Genomic DNA, 13650 nt, shown 5'->3' with positions numbered 1-13650 from the left:
ACCCTACTACAGATATTTCTACAGATACTTCCCGCAGGGTAGAAGTCGGGGATCTCGCAGAAATTAATGCGATAGACTGCTAACTAATTTGAGGGTGTAGGACGGCGGGTTACTAATTCTTGCAGTTTGCCCACTGCGTAATCTAAAACTAGTCCAGTGACACCAATTATTAAGACGGCTAGGAAGACTGAACTGAGGTTTAAACGGCTCCATTCATCCCAGACGAAAAAGCCGATACCAACACCACCTGTGAGCATTTCCACGGCAACAATTACTAGCCACGCAATCCCTAAACTAATTCGCAAACCTGTAAAAATGTAGGGCAAACTTGCAGGCCAAATAATTTTGGTAATCTGTCGCCACCGGGGCATTTCTAGCACTCGTGCTACGTCTAAATAATCTTTGGAAACGCTGGAAACTCCTAGGGCAGTGTTAATAATTGTCGGCCATAAGGAGGTGATAAAAATCACGAAAATAGCTGAAGGATCTGCTAGGTTGAAGATAGCTAAAGAAATTGGTAGCCAAGCTAGGGGCGATACGGGTTTAAAAATTTGAATGATGGGATTGAAAGCTAGCATGGCTGGTTTGGACATGCCAATTAAAAACCCCAAGGGAATTGCTACTATTGCACCTAATCCAAAGCCTATCAATACTCTTCGCAGACTGGCTAACAACAACCAACCAATCCCTAAGTCACCAGGGCCTCGTTCGTAAAAGGGATTTAAAATGTAGTCCAAATTAGCGACTAGTGCCTCTGGTGGGGTAGGCATCAAGTCATCGTTAGTAAGGGCGACAATCCACCACAGGATAATTATTCCTAAGAATCCTAAGAGAGGCAACAAGAAAACATCTTTAAAAATTACGGGTTTCGCTTTTTTCCAAGCGGCTTGCCCAGCAACTGCGGCGATCGCAGCTAAATTCAGTTGAAATACCATTTATAACCTCAACAGATTTAAGTGCAGGTACAAAAATTCGAGCAGTACCAGCCTTGGACACTGATGAGATCAAAACATTACGACAATGCTGTCTCTTCAGTCTCCTCTCAATGCCTACGAAGTTAGCTGACGGGCTAGGGCTGAGAGATGCCCCTCTTTATATAAGATACGCCCCACAATTTGGTTCCTCCGCTCCAGCATCACGAAGTATGATTTGCTGGATTAAGCTGACTTACTCTATGTGGATGTCGATTAACGACAAACACACTATAACATCATTACTCAGTAATGACATCTTTCTTTACAGAACTCTTGTAGATTTCAATACTGCAATTCTGTGTCTTTGTACAGATAAGCTAGTCGGCATTATTAAGTTATACCGTTTCTTTATGAAGCTGCATATAATTCACCCCCCGGCTATCGCCGGGACTACAGGGGGGTATTATTATGTGCATCTTCATACAAAATAGGTATTACATGTTAACGTTCAACAAAGAAAAATCATTGATTGTGTAATAAATATGCATTTTGGCTGATGAAAACAACTGGCATCTGACACGCATAGCACAGTAAGATTTATAACTTTTGGTAGTTTCGGTATTTTCTATTTTTGGTAATTAAACACTTCTCTTGTTAAAATCACAGATACTCGTTTACTCCTCGCAAAACTCAAAATCAATGGATTTTAGTCAACTATTGGCTGAAAAGACTAATACTATCCTCAGTAAATGGATCGTATCAGTTCGCAGAGATGGACAGATTGAAAGTGCTGATGACTTATCTTATACGGCAATCAAAAATCATCTTCCTGAAGTACTCAAAGCGATGGTGACAGTGCTTTCAAAATCTCAGGGTAATGATATCAAGTCAATAGTGACGGCAAGTTGGGAGCATGGAGTTCTTCGAGCGGAACAAGGCTTTGATCCGGCAGAAATTGCGCGGGAGTATCATCTGCTGCGGACGGTAATATTTGAGACGATGGAACCGGATTTGTTAGAGGGAACGCCTTTAGAGATTATTCGCGCTATGCGTTTGATTGACACTGTGATTGATGAAGCGATCGCCCGCTGTTTCAATAGTTATTTTGAAGAACGCCTGCGGGAGTTACAGCAGCTATATTCATCATTAACACTGCATAATCAGGAACTCAATCGCTTAGTTACCACTAATCAAGATTATCTTTCTCAAATAGCCCACGAACTGAAAAGTCCCCTAGCTTCAATTATTAGCTACTCAAATTTGTTTTTACGCGAACAAACAGATGAGACTAGGGAAAATAAGACTTATGCAAATTTAGAATACATTGAGCGGGTACTACGCAATGGTAGGCGCTTACTCCGTCTAATTAACGATATTTTAGAACTTTCACGGTATGACGCTGGGAAGATAAAGCCAGATCCAGCACCCACTAATGTCAGTGGTGTAATTAACAATGTCTGCGAAATGCTGGAGCCTTTAGCGAAGGAGAAAAATTTACAGATGATTGTTGATTGGAAAAATGCGCCAGAGGAAGTAATTACAGACCCTGTACAATTACAACAGATAGTTACAAATATTATTAGTAATGCGATTCGTTATACAGAATCGGGGACGATTATTGTCATGTGTCAGGTGTTGAAGCTTGAGAGGTGGGCGATCGCTGTTTCTGATAGTGGTATAGGTATTAAACCAGAAGACCAAGCCCAGATATTTGAACCCTACTTTCGCGTCGGTACTGCGAATAAGTCTTACGTTCCTGGTAGCACAGGGTTAGGATTAGCCATAGTTTCCCGCTTGGTGAAGCTATTGCAAGGTGAAATTAACTTAGTTTCCGAGGTGGGGGTTGGTTCTACCTTCACCGTGATTTTACCTATGCAATTGCAGATGTTAGAGAATTAAGCACACATGAATAGACTAAAAGGGAAGTCAGCCCTAATTACAGGTGCATCTCAAGGATTAGGAAGGCAGTTGGCAATTGATTTTGCTCGCGAAGGAGCAACTAAAATCTCGATTGTGGGGCGGCGGGTTGCGGGTTTGAACGAGGTATGTGAGCGAATTCGGGAAATTGCACCGCAAACGGATGTGTTAGCGATCGCTGCAGATTTGGCGCAAGCAGAAGAGATTGATCGCGTCGTCACCACCACGCTGAGGGAATTTGGCGATCGCCTGGATGTGCTAATTAACAACGCAGCCGCAATTGGCCCCACTCCCATCCCATTCCTGGTTGACTACCCCTTAGAAGATTTGCGCTACGTACTCAACACAAACTTGATTGCGCCATTCCTGATGATGCAAAAGCTTTTCCCGATAATGGTACAAACAGGAGGCTCCATCATCAACGTAACTAGTGATACAGGTGTAACTGGTTTTCCGGGATGGGGCGCTTATAGCATCTCAAAATTTGCTTTAGAAGGAATGTCGCAGATTTGGGCTGCAGAACTCCAAGGAAGTTGGGTGCGCTTTAACTGGGTAGATCCTGGTGATATGGACACTACAATGCACTGGGCATCGGAACCAGAAGCTGATCATACCCGTTGGGTAGACCCCGCAAAAGTTACGGATATCTTTATTTACCTAGCTGCAGATGAATCCAAAGGAGTGAGTGGGCAAAGGTTCCAAGCTCAGTCTCCCCTGCCAACCAACATTTCCGGTAAGATCAACTTCTAAGGACTGTGGATTAGGAGCAACTAGGGGTGACTACACTCGGCGTAAATATCGACCATATCGCCACCATTCGGCAAGCGCGGCGGACGGTGGAACCAGATCCAGTAGCGGCAGCGGTGCTAGCTGAATTAGGGGGTGCAGATGGGATTACTGTACATTTGCGGGAAGATCGGCGGCATATTCAAGATCGGGATGTGCGAATATTAAGACAAACTGTGCGATCGCATCTGAATTTAGAAATGGCCGCTACAGATGAAATGCTAGCGATCGCCCTCGATATCAAACCCGATTACGTCACTTTAGTCCCCGAAAAACGCGAAGAGGTGACAACAGAAGGCGGTTTAGATATCGTCGGTCAAGTTGCTAGAATAGGTGAGATTGTTGATAAATTACAGAGCGCCGATATTCCAGTTAGTCTGTTTATTGATGCCGAGCCTGCACAAATCGAAGCATCTGTCAAGGTGCGGGCAAAGTTTATTGAACTACACACTGGGCAATATGCTGACGCTATCAACGAAACCAACCGCCACCAAGAATTAGCTGTGTTATCTCAGGGGTGCGAACAAGCAATTAAAGCTGGATTGCGAGTGAATGCAGGTCATGGACTCACCTACTGGAACGTTTATCCTGTCGCTAATATTCCTGGGATGGAAGAACTCAACATTGGTCATACCATCATCAGCAGGGCAGCTTTAGTAGGTATAGAAAGAGCAGTCCGCGAGATGAAACAAGCTATACGGGGAATCAGTAATCAGTGAACAGTTATCAGTTATCAGTGAATACCTGATAACTGTTTACTGAAGATGCGAAATCTAGAAAATTGGGAGCAAAACTAAAGCAAAGACTTCTATTATGAGCGCAACACAGTCTAATAACCTGCCGCTTTGGGTACAGGATCGGGATATAGTTATTGCCGCCAGCAGTGATGCTGAGTGGCGGTATCAAAAACCCCCAGATTATTCCCGTTCCAAGGAGAATCTGGAGAGAGAGAGTACACGTAGCCATCTAGAAGGTACCCTAGAAGCGATCGTGCAAAACTTGGTGAGAACCTTCGAGATGGAGGTATCTTTTAAAACTAACCCGCAGCAATGGTTATCTGTGGTAAATGACCGTTTTCGTGTGAGTACGAATGGTGGAACAGAGTACACAGCAGCAGATGTATCAGCCCAAGGTACTTACAATTTATTCATGGCTGATTCAGAACATTACAAAGCTTCTGAAGAAAACTTTGAGTCATCAGCCAAACTCTTCCACACTACATTTCCCCAAGGATTTCCCTGGGAAGTGCTGGAAGTGTACTCAGGTCCACCAAGCGTGACATTCAAGTGGCGACACTGGGGACATTTTCACGGTGCATACAAAGACTATGCACCAACTGGAGAGACGGTAGAAATTATCGGTATGAGTATTGCCAAAGTTACCGATGATTTACAGATTGTTTCCTTAGAACACTACTTTGACAACGCGCTGTTTCTCGAAAAGTTGACAGCAGGCGCTAAAGACTCAAGTAGTAGAAACCAGGAAAGTGCTTGTCCCTTCAGTTCTTGGTTCAAGAAAATCAAGAAAAGTTAATTTGTAGGGGCGAACAATTGTTCGCCCTCTAATTGGTAAGATGATTTTTAGAAAACACCTAGGCGCTGTATAGGAATACGATTTGATTATTGAAAAAATTTGAGTATCAGTAGGGTGGGCATTGCCCACCCTACTGATAAATGATGAAGGAGACATGACAAATAATGCACTTGCTTAATACTTGACGCTACTGCGATTAAAGTCACTTCTAGTTTTTTTAACCATAAGGATGAAAATGCAAACATACTATTACGTTTTGGCAAGTCAACAGTTTCTGCTACAAGAAGAACCAATAGACGAAGTTCTCAAAGAACGCACCCGTAATTACCACGAACAAGAAAAAGAAATTGACTTTTGGTTGGTGAAACAGCCAGCTTTTTTAGAAGCACCCCAGTTTGCCCAGGAAAAGGCAAAGTGTCCACAACCAGCAGTAGCAATTATTTCTACTAATTCCCAATTTATTACCTGGCTGAAACTGCGATTAGAGTACGTGATTACAGGCGAATTTCAGGCTCCTTCTAAGACAATTCCCAACGCCTTAGCCTCGTTGGCTACCGTAGCTTAGAACGGGGCAGGGTCAGGGGCAGGGGGAAATAGCTGTTTACTAATGACTTTTGACTCTTGACCCTTGACCCTTGACTTTTGACTAATTACCCATTTTCCTTTGTTAGGAACAAAAAATCTTTTTATAAAATCTTGTAAGACACTATAATTGACCTATTTAACTTTTGTGCAAAGATTTCAGAGTTTACCAAGTGCTTTAGTATTAGCGATGGCTGGTTTGATAGGTGGTTTAAGTTCTGTAACCGCTCAACCAGCTAATCCTGTTTGTCAGCCTCCGAGTGCTGGTGAGTATCTTTTATTGGTAATCAGTCCGACAGTAGATAATCAAAAGCAACTGCGTGATGCCTTACCAACTGAAATCAAGAGTACTACTTGCCAATATCTCACCGATACTGTCACCAGAATTGGTGGATTTAACAAAATTGATGATGCTAATCGTTGGGCGAGATATATCAATAATATAGTTGGGTTGTCTGCCATTATCACCACTCGACCCGGAGAGCCACAACCATCTCAGACAATTAGCTATAACCCTCAACCCCTCAAAGCCGGTTATGCCGTATTGGTAGATTATTTCAACCGTCCGGAACTGGCAAATAGTGTGCAAAAAGCGCTGGGAGGTAACGTCGGTTTTGCTGCTTACGGACAACGTCCTTACTTGCTGGCAATTTACACTACCAACCAACAAGAAGCATACAACACACTACAGAAGCTCAACGAACGTGGCTTCGTGTCTTATCTAGTAGATAGTCGTAAGGTGATGTTGTTAAAGTCGGTTGTGCGGTTGTAATCAGTTATCAGTCAACAGTCACGGACTATTGATGACCAATAAAAACCTCGCTAACCAAGATATAGTGATGCCTAAAACCGACCCGGCTATTACCTGAACTGGTGTGTGTCCGAGGAGTTCTTTGAGGCGGTCTTGGCTAAATTCGTGTTTTTCATCAAATAATTCATCAATCATTTGATTGAGAATCCGAGCTTGTTTACCGGCGGCTTGGCGAACTCCAGCGGCATCATACATGACGATGATGGCAAAAACCGTAGCCAAAGCAAAATCAGGAGATGCCCAGCCTAAAGTTTGCCCTACACCAGCTGCTAGAGAGGTAACTAGAGCTGAATGGGCACTAGGCATACCTCCAGTTGTGACTAAAACACGCACGTTCAGTTTGCGATTTTTGACCAGCTCGATGACGAGCTTTAAAGCCTGAGCAATCAAACAAGTTACCAGAGCAACCAGCAGCACCCGGTTGTCTAAGATGTCGCCTATGTCCTGCATGGTATTTTGGTTAGGTTAGTAAATAGTAGCAGCAGTTGTTTTTTTTAGGAAACATTTGGATACAAGCCCAAATCCAAAATCCAGAATTGACGATCGCTATACTTCCCCTAGAAACTTAATGATTGCGACTGGTGATGTAATAGGCGATCGCTTTTAGCGGCTGCGCTGATTCCCCAAATGACTCTAATTCTACACAAGCTTCTTCCACTAGCTCTTGGGCTTTAGCTCGGGATTCCTCAATTCCCCAAAGGCTAGGATAAGTCACTTTCTGAGCTTTGAGGTCTTTACCTGCAGTTTTACCCAATTGCTCTTGAGTAGCGGTGATATCCAAGATATCATCGACAATTTGAAACGCCAGACCAATATTTTGAGCATAGCGGGTCAGTCGTTGCACGTCTTCCGATGATGCTCCTGTTAAAATTCCACCACAAACCACACTAGCTTCTAAAAGAGCGGCTGTTTTATGGTTATGAATAAAATTTAGTGTCTCTAGGGAAGTATCCGATTTACCTTCCGATTCTAAATCCACCACCTGACCGCCAACCAAGCCAGCTGCTCCTAGTGCGCGTCCCAGACGGGCTACAACATCCAGCACACGGTCTCTGGGAACGTCTTGGGGTGTTTGTTTAGCTACAAACTCAAAAGCGAAAGCCAACAAGCCATCCCCAGCCAAAATTGCCACATCTTCGCCATAGACTTTATGATTCGTCAGTTTGCCACGGCGGTAATCATCATTATCCATCGCCGGCAGATCGTCATGAATCAAAGACATTGTGTGAATCATTTCCACTGCACAAGCTGTCGGCATTGCCATGTCAATTGTACCACCGGTCATTTCGCAGGTAGCAAGGCAAAGAATAGGGCGTACACGCTTACCTCCAGCTAATAGAGAGTAGCGCATAGATTCATAAATTTTTTCTGGATAAATGATGGGAATTGCTTGATCCAAAGCAGTTTCACAAAGCTTTTGTCGCTCTTTGAGATAAGCGGATAGATTAAACGTGGCTGTCTCTGGTGTCTTTGTAAACTTATTAGTTGCTACCATTCTTAAAAGTCCTGAACTTTGTAAATTTTTGTCATATACGTCACAATTTTAAGGTGTGCTGGAGCTGAAAGAATGAGGAATTAAGCGTTAAGAATTAGGAAGAATAATTCATAATTCATCACTGTTAACTCCATACCGCCTTGCGTAGCTGGCAAATGTATTTTGCAACAACATAGCGACAGTCATCGGACCAACACCACCAGGGACTGGAGTGATAAACTGCGCCACGCCAGCAATTGATTCTAAGTGGACATCGCCGACTAAACGACCTTTCCCATTAGAATCTGTGACGCGATTCATCCCCACATCTACCACAACAGCGCCCGGTTTCACCATGTCAGCAGTGATTAATCCAGGTTTTCCTGCGGCTGCAATCAGAATATCAGCATTCTGAGTGATGGTTTTTAAGTCGTGCGATCGCGAGTGAGCAATAGTCACAGTAGCATCAGCTTCTAGTAACATTAAAGCCATCGGTTTGCCTACCAAAATACTCCGTCCCACTACCACCGCCTGTTTTCCCTGCAAGGGAATTTGGTATTCTTGCAATAGCCGCATCACACCATAGGGAGTGCAACTACGTAAACCAGCCTCTCCCCGCACCAATCGCCCTAAGTTGACTGGATGTAGTCCGTCAGCATCTTTGTCAGGGTCAATTTGATGCAGAAGGGTGACAGCATCTAAGTGGTTAGGCAAAGGTAACTGTACGAGAATGCCATCTACTCGTTGATCGTGGTTGAGTGATGCAATAGCCGTTTCTAGTTCTGCTTGACTGGTTTCACTAGGGAAGTGCTGGCCGAAAGAGGCAATACCCACCTTAGCGCAGGCTTTTTCCTTATTGCGGACATAAGCCGCTGACGCTGGATTGTCGCCAACCATCAGCACCGCTAAACCAGGGGGGCGGTCAATTTGTGATTGTAATTCTGTAATCCGTTTGGTAAGCCCTTTGTGGATTTTGTCAGCTAAAGCTTTACCATCAAGAAGTTTGGCAGTTTTTGTTGTCATCTTTGACTATCTACTATTATGGTCTTGACCTCAGACTGCAAGACTATATTGTTTATCTTCTCAGATCAACCGCGTCATCGATGAAAATGGGGATTGGGGATTGGGGATTGGGGATTGGGGATTGGGGATTGGGGATTGGGGATTGGGCAATAATCCTTGACTCTTGACTTTTGACTCTTGACTCTTGACTTTTGACAAATGACAAATTTTAATCGCCTGGGATTGACATTCTTTTTAGTAGTAGGGCTTTGTAGTTGTGGTAAGTTGACTCCGCCTGGGTTGAATTCCGGTAATTTCAGAATTGGTAGCAATATCACTCCAATTCGAGATATTAAACCAGGAAAAGATGATTCCGCGACAGTTTACGTCCAGGGTAAGGTGGAAAGGCAAGTTCCCCTCATGCAACGATGGGCGTATCAAATCAATGACTCAAGTGGCAAAATTTGGGTGGTGACTAATCAAACTGATTTAGCAGAAGGAAAGGATATGGTGGTTAAGGGGAAAGTTCGCTACAAAAGTATACCTTTGGCTGGCAAGGAGTTCGGGGAAATTTACGTAGAAGAATAGTCTTAAAAAAACTTATGAATCATCAACAAGTGCATGTAGCGATCGCTATTCTCTATCAAGGAGACAAATTTCTCATGCAATTACGGGACAATATTCCTACGATTCCCTACCCTGGTTCCTGGGCGCTATTTGGCGGTCATATTGAACCTGATGAAACCCCAGAAATTGCCGTTAAGCGAGAAATTTTAGAAGAAATCGGCTACACACTACCACATTTTTCGGAATTTGGCTGCTATCCAGACGAAAAAGCTATCCGTCACGTCTTTCATGCACCGCTTTTAGTGGAATTAAACCAACTAGTTTTAAATGAAGGCTGGGATATGGGTTTATTGACACATGAAGATATTCGCCAAGGCCATTGTTATTCGCAAAATGCCGATGAAGTTAGACCTTTAGGGGGCGTGCATCAACGAATTATGTTGGATTTTATGAAGTCTGAAGTCCAAATTATAGGGTGAAAACCCTAGCTTTATTTATTTAAGATACAAGGGGCGGGGTTTCCCCACCCTTCACGACAATCCATGTCTCGCAAACATTATTTTATACACGATAAAATATGCAACTTAAATGCCACAGTCGCTTATCACAATGATTTAATTTAATTTTTTTATATTGCTAGAGATAATAAAAAACCTTGCCACTGCAAAACTAACAAATATGTCACTAAGTTGGCTTTATCTCTTCGCAGCAATCATCTTTGAAGTTTCTGGCATAACTTGCATGAAATTATCGCAAGGATTCACTAAAATTACTCCTTCGATATTAGTGTTTATATCCTATGGACTTTGTGTAGCTTTTTTAACGCTTTGTATCAAAAAACTTGATGTTAGTGTCGCTTATTCTGTCTGGGCTGGATTGGGAACTACCCTAATTGCTGTCATTGGGATGATTTGGTTTCGGGAATCTGCTACTCCCATTAAACTGATATCCATTTCATTAATAATTATTGGGGTAATTGGCTTAAATTCAGGTAAGTAAATTTTGCAGCCACAGATCCCCGACTTCTCAAAGAAGTCGGGGATCTTAATTTATCGAGTATATCTAAATTTGCAACAAGCCTTCTGGATTGACTGATAAAAGCGATCGCCTCTGCAAACCTTCTCGGTATAAAATCTCATTGGCTGCTAATAAACCGCTACTAACGGCTCGCTCCATTAACCCACAGGGAAAGGGCATTTTCACCCAATCTCCTGCAAAGATTAAGTTAGGAACACTGGTAATAGTTTCTGGACGTTCTGCATAACTATTGGGTGGATATCCAGAAAAGTTATGTTGATTTACCAATTCCCGATGCAATACTCTGGCTTGCTTTAACTCAGGAACAATTTCATAGAGTTCCTGTTCAAATGTGGTTAACAATGCTTCTTGAGTGGGGAATTCTTTTGCTTTGTAGCAGTAAGCATGTAACTCTACAACACTCCCACCAGTGCGTTGTGCCCAGTCAATAAATTGTGTTTGAATGCGATGATAAAGAGTAATACTATCAGTTAGCTGGTAGCCAGATAAAGATGTAAAATTACTCTGTTCCCAATGAAAATCACGGTCAAACCAAAAACGACAAACAGCAAATGGATCAGCAATACTCAAATTTTCTACTTGCGATCGCACTTTTTTATTTACATCCCCAGTCATGCGTTTAAATAGTTGCTGTACTCCCGGTACATCGGTAGCAAAAACATAATAATCGGCTGTGATTTTTTCTGGCGAGGATTCCTGATTTACTGCTACCAGTTGTAACTTTTCATCTTGTCGCTGCACTACTTGATATTTAGCTAAATCTCTTTGTGCTGGACCTTTTAACACTTTACCATCAGCCGCAAAAACTGCTCCATGACAAGGACAGTGAAATTTCCCATCTGCTGCTTTTTGGACTGTACAACCTTGGTGAGTACAGGTAAGTGAAATTGCCTCTTTTGCTCCAGTTGTGACGGCAAAAACTTCATCTGCCTCACCAAAATATTCTACATCTGCACCACTTATCAGTGAGTTGCGTCTCACCCCAAAAGGGACATTATTTTGATTACTACCAACAAAATATTTGACTGCATTAATCTTACCTTGCTGATATGGAATTTCACTCACAGTTGCACCTGTGATAATTTTACCACCCCTGTCTTGAATTGCCCTAACTATAGGTTGTACTAAGCTGGTTCCCATATCGTCTTTAGTACCATTAAAAGCTAGCCCTTCCGGATTGCCAAAAAAATAAAAGTGGAAGAACTGCATCAATTCGCCCACACTCATTGTGTCTGGTGCATTCAAGCTAGATTTAGCAAAAGGGAGAAAATATAAGTCATATAAACCGCGAGGAAATTCCTCTTTTACCCAATCAGCAACAGAGATATTATCGAAGCGTTGATAATTTCTTTCTCTCTGAAATCCAGTAATTGCTTGGAAGACTTGTAAATGTTTTAATTTAACCAGGTTAATCCCCCATCTTAAACGATTGGGAGATGCGATCGCTAAATCTATAATATTCCAAGGGAAGGCAGAACTACTAGGACGAAATACCTCTGGTTGATATTTAGCATCGCGGTAAACAACAGCATAGGATTTTAATGATTGAAAATGCTCATCTATCCCCATTTCTACCACTAAACTATTCAGATTATAGTATTGGGGGAAAAAGCCGTGAAAGCCATGTTCCATCATGAAAGTTTCGCCCACAGCTTCAATTTGCCAACTCGCAATTTTGCCGCCGAGTTGGGGTGACTTTTCTAAAAGTGTCACAACAAATCCCCGTTGGCTCAATTCATATGCACAAGCTAAACCCGCTAATCCACCACCAACGACAACAACACTTTTAGATTGATTCAGTAGCCGTGGCAAGTTGAGTACATCTTTTTGAAAAACTGTTGGTTTGGGTTTACTGAAACGAGAATATCCTGTCACCCCAGCAATACCACCGATACCAAACCACTTGAGCAGCGTACGACGAGAAATATGAGATGATTCAGGCGTATTTGATACTTGACTCATTTGTTACAGAACTAACTCTTCACAATGAACTAATGGCACGAAATAAGGGCTGTAATTTAGCCCATTTCCCAGAATCTTTTTCCCATGCCAAAGTTAATCCCCAGCGGATTTTTTTGACACAATGGGATAAATTGTCAATCCCTAACTGTTACTTTTGAGAAGACTTTAGATTTAAGTTTTGTAGACGGAGTTTACATCATATAAATTATCAAGCTGTAAGATTTACAATCAAAAATTAGGACATTATTTGACAGTGTAATATACTATTTGATAGTTGACTACTAAGTGATAGGTAGGTTTTGGGATGCCAGACGATCGCATCTCTCCCAAAAAATCCTCTGCTAGCAGACACGTAGATGCTTGTACCCAGCGCCCCATAGTCGCTAGAGATCGTGTGCTGGATGAAGCAGAGCAGTTATTTCGCACTCGTGGTTACAATACAGTCACCATGAGGGATATTGCCTTGGAGGTAGGAATTCGCCAAGCATCCTTGTACTATCACTTTAAGAGCAAGGAGCAGCTGTTTGTGGAAGTTACCGAACGCATGTTTGAGCGCCATCGCATCGGTTTACAGCAAGCTATTGATCAAAATGGTAGTAATTTGCGATCGCATCTCCAAGCAGCTGGCGTTTGGTTTCTCTCCCAGCCTCCCATCCACTTTTTGAGCATGGTACACACAGATATGCCTTTGTTATCAGAAGAAAATATTAACAGGCTATCAGCTTGCTCCTATAAATCCATCTTTGAACCAATTCACCAGATATTTGCTCAAGCAAAAGCCCAAGGAGAAATTCGAGATGTGCGTCCCGAACTCCTAGCAGGCTTCTTTTTATCTGTGATGGAAAGCATTCCTTTTGTCACTAGTTCGCCTAGTGCTGTCTCTGGTGAGATTATGGTCAATGAAATGATTAATGTTTTATTGGATGGACTAAAACCCATTCGTAATTTGTAATTCAGAAAGTTACACTAATTTGAAAAAAGAATGCAATATATACATTTGTAGGCGGTGGATCTTTCCTATTGTTGTCAACTTAAGCTCAAACGCTTACCTGTCATGCGTTTTA

General features: G+C 42.5%; 15 protein-coding genes and 1 riboswitch. Of the genes, 10 read left to right on the top strand and 5 right to left on the bottom strand.

Annotated elements, in window-relative coordinates:
* Positions 1 to 83: 83 nt before the first annotated feature.
* Positions 84 to 935 carry a nitrate ABC transporter permease gene (gene ntrB / locus CAL7507_RS12900; RefSeq protein WP_015128915.1) on the bottom strand — a complete coding sequence of 284 codons (852 nt, stop codon included), beginning with the start codon at positions 933 to 935 and terminating at the stop codon, positions 84 to 86.
* 96 nt (positions 936 to 1031) lie between these two features.
* Positions 1032 to 1174: riboswitch (cyclic di-AMP (ydaO/yuaA leader) on the bottom strand.
* A 439-nt stretch (positions 1175 to 1613) separates the two neighbouring features.
* On the opposite strand from ntrB, the gene CAL7507_RS12890 reads away from it, so the two are divergent.
* The 6 genes from CAL7507_RS12890 (at position 1614) to CAL7507_RS12865 (ending at position 6504) form a co-directional block, all read left to right on the top strand.
* Entirely contained in the window at positions 1614 to 2813 is a 1200-nt protein-coding gene (locus CAL7507_RS12890) for a HAMP domain-containing sensor histidine kinase (protein WP_015128914.1), read from the top strand.
* A 6-nt stretch (positions 2814 to 2819) separates the two neighbouring features.
* The gene (locus CAL7507_RS12885) at positions 2820 to 3581 is read left to right on the top strand and encodes an SDR family NAD(P)-dependent oxidoreductase (protein WP_015128913.1); all 762 of its coding nucleotides are present in this window, start codon (positions 2820 to 2822) and stop codon (positions 3579 to 3581) included.
* A 26-nt stretch (positions 3582 to 3607) separates the two neighbouring features.
* On the top strand, positions 3608 to 4336 hold the full coding sequence (locus CAL7507_RS12880) for a pyridoxine 5'-phosphate synthase (RefSeq protein WP_015128912.1): 729 nt from the start codon (positions 3608 to 3610) through the stop codon (positions 4334 to 4336).
* Between the two features lie 94 nt (positions 4337 to 4430).
* Positions 4431 to 5150 carry a pathogenesis related protein gene (locus CAL7507_RS12875; protein WP_015128911.1) on the top strand — a complete coding sequence of 240 codons (720 nt, stop codon included), beginning with the start codon at positions 4431 to 4433 and terminating at the stop codon, positions 5148 to 5150.
* A 235-nt stretch (positions 5151 to 5385) separates the two neighbouring features.
* Entirely contained in the window at positions 5386 to 5715 is a 330-nt protein-coding gene (locus CAL7507_RS12870; protein WP_015128910.1) for an MgPME-cyclase complex family protein, read from the top strand.
* A gap of 207 nt (positions 5716 to 5922) precedes the next feature.
* Positions 5923 to 6504: a hypothetical protein gene (locus CAL7507_RS12865; RefSeq protein WP_042342117.1), complete on the top strand. Its 582-nt coding sequence runs from the start codon at positions 5923 to 5925 to the stop codon at positions 6502 to 6504.
* 18 nt (positions 6505 to 6522) lie between these two features.
* Here the strand turns inward: CAL7507_RS12865 and CAL7507_RS12860 are convergent, their stop codons facing one another.
* From CAL7507_RS12860 to folD, 3 genes are all read right to left on the bottom strand, one after another.
* Positions 6523 to 6993 (bottom strand): divergent PAP2 family protein, encoded by a 471-nt coding sequence (locus tag CAL7507_RS12860; protein ID WP_015128908.1) that lies wholly within the window; start codon positions 6991 to 6993, stop codon positions 6523 to 6525.
* A 115-nt stretch (positions 6994 to 7108) separates the two neighbouring features.
* Positions 7109 to 8038: a geranylgeranyl diphosphate synthase CrtE gene (crtE, locus tag CAL7507_RS12855; RefSeq protein WP_015128907.1), complete on the bottom strand. Its 930-nt coding sequence runs from the start codon at positions 8036 to 8038 to the stop codon at positions 7109 to 7111.
* A 108-nt stretch (positions 8039 to 8146) separates the two neighbouring features.
* Positions 8147 to 9040, bottom strand: coding sequence for a bifunctional methylenetetrahydrofolate dehydrogenase/methenyltetrahydrofolate cyclohydrolase FolD (gene folD, locus CAL7507_RS12850; RefSeq protein ID WP_015128906.1), 894 nt, complete (start codon positions 9038 to 9040; stop codon positions 8147 to 8149).
* Positions 9041 to 9238: 198 nt separating this feature from the next.
* Between folD and CAL7507_RS12845 the strand changes: the two genes are divergently transcribed.
* The 3 genes from CAL7507_RS12845 (at position 9239) to CAL7507_RS12835 (ending at position 10585) form a co-directional block, all read left to right on the top strand.
* Entirely contained in the window at positions 9239 to 9607 is a 369-nt protein-coding gene (locus CAL7507_RS12845) for a hypothetical protein (RefSeq protein WP_015128905.1), read from the top strand.
* A gap of 14 nt (positions 9608 to 9621) precedes the next feature.
* Positions 9622 to 10065, top strand: a complete 444-nt coding sequence (locus tag CAL7507_RS12840) for an NUDIX hydrolase (protein ID WP_015128904.1) — start codon at positions 9622 to 9624, stop codon at positions 10063 to 10065.
* Positions 10066 to 10264: 199 nt separating this feature from the next.
* Positions 10265 to 10585: a multidrug efflux SMR transporter gene (locus tag CAL7507_RS12835; RefSeq protein ID WP_015128903.1), complete on the top strand. Its 321-nt coding sequence runs from the start codon at positions 10265 to 10267 to the stop codon at positions 10583 to 10585.
* A gap of 63 nt (positions 10586 to 10648) precedes the next feature.
* Here the strand turns inward: CAL7507_RS12835 and CAL7507_RS12830 are convergent, their stop codons facing one another.
* Positions 10649 to 12586: an FAD-dependent oxidoreductase gene (locus tag CAL7507_RS12830; RefSeq protein WP_015128902.1), complete on the bottom strand. Its 1938-nt coding sequence runs from the start codon at positions 12584 to 12586 to the stop codon at positions 10649 to 10651.
* Between the two features lie 304 nt (positions 12587 to 12890).
* On the opposite strand from CAL7507_RS12830, the gene CAL7507_RS12825 reads away from it, so the two are divergent.
* A complete protein-coding gene (locus tag CAL7507_RS12825; protein WP_015128901.1) occupies positions 12891 to 13538 on the top strand; it encodes a TetR/AcrR family transcriptional regulator in 648 nt (215 codons plus the stop codon).
* Positions 13539 to 13650: the final 112 nt, after the last annotated feature.

The organism is Calothrix sp. PCC 7507, from assembly GCF_000316575.1.
Lineage (GTDB): Bacteria > Cyanobacteriota > Cyanobacteriia > Cyanobacteriales > Nostocaceae > Fortiea.
This window is presented reverse-complemented; position numbering and strand designations above follow the sequence as displayed.

Excerpts from the sequence above, each read along its gene's own strand:
- ntrB (WP_015128915.1), bottom strand. The coding sequence starts at position 935 with ATGGTATTTCAACTGAATTTAGCTGCGATCGCCGCAGTTGCTGGGCAA.
- CAL7507_RS12890 (WP_015128914.1), top strand. The coding sequence starts at position 1,614 with ATGGATTTTAGTCAACTATTGGCTGAAAAGACTAATACTATCCTCAGT.
- CAL7507_RS12885 (WP_015128913.1), top strand. The coding sequence starts at position 2,820 with ATGAATAGACTAAAAGGGAAGTCAGCCCTAATTACAGGTGCATCTCAA.
- CAL7507_RS12875 (WP_015128911.1), top strand. The coding sequence starts at position 4,431 with ATGAGCGCAACACAGTCTAATAACCTGCCGCTTTGGGTACAGGATCGG.
- CAL7507_RS12870 (WP_015128910.1), top strand. The coding sequence starts at position 5,386 with ATGCAAACATACTATTACGTTTTGGCAAGTCAACAGTTTCTGCTACAA.
- CAL7507_RS12865 (WP_042342117.1), top strand. The coding sequence starts at position 5,923 with ATGGCTGGTTTGATAGGTGGTTTAAGTTCTGTAACCGCTCAACCAGCT.
- CAL7507_RS12860 (WP_015128908.1), bottom strand. The coding sequence starts at position 6,993 with ATGCAGGACATAGGCGACATCTTAGACAACCGGGTGCTGCTGGTTGCT.
- crtE (WP_015128907.1), bottom strand. The coding sequence starts at position 8,038 with ATGGTAGCAACTAATAAGTTTACAAAGACACCAGAGACAGCCACGTTT.
- folD (WP_015128906.1), bottom strand. The coding sequence starts at position 9,040 with ATGACAACAAAAACTGCCAAACTTCTTGATGGTAAAGCTTTAGCTGAC.
- CAL7507_RS12845 (WP_015128905.1), top strand. The coding sequence starts at position 9,239 with ATGACAAATTTTAATCGCCTGGGATTGACATTCTTTTTAGTAGTAGGG.
- CAL7507_RS12840 (WP_015128904.1), top strand. The coding sequence starts at position 9,622 with ATGAATCATCAACAAGTGCATGTAGCGATCGCTATTCTCTATCAAGGA.
- CAL7507_RS12835 (WP_015128903.1), top strand. The coding sequence starts at position 10,265 with ATGTCACTAAGTTGGCTTTATCTCTTCGCAGCAATCATCTTTGAAGTT.
- CAL7507_RS12830 (WP_015128902.1), bottom strand. The coding sequence starts at position 12,586 with ATGAGTCAAGTATCAAATACGCCTGAATCATCTCATATTTCTCGTCGT.
- CAL7507_RS12825 (WP_015128901.1), top strand. The coding sequence starts at position 12,891 with ATGCCAGACGATCGCATCTCTCCCAAAAAATCCTCTGCTAGCAGACAC.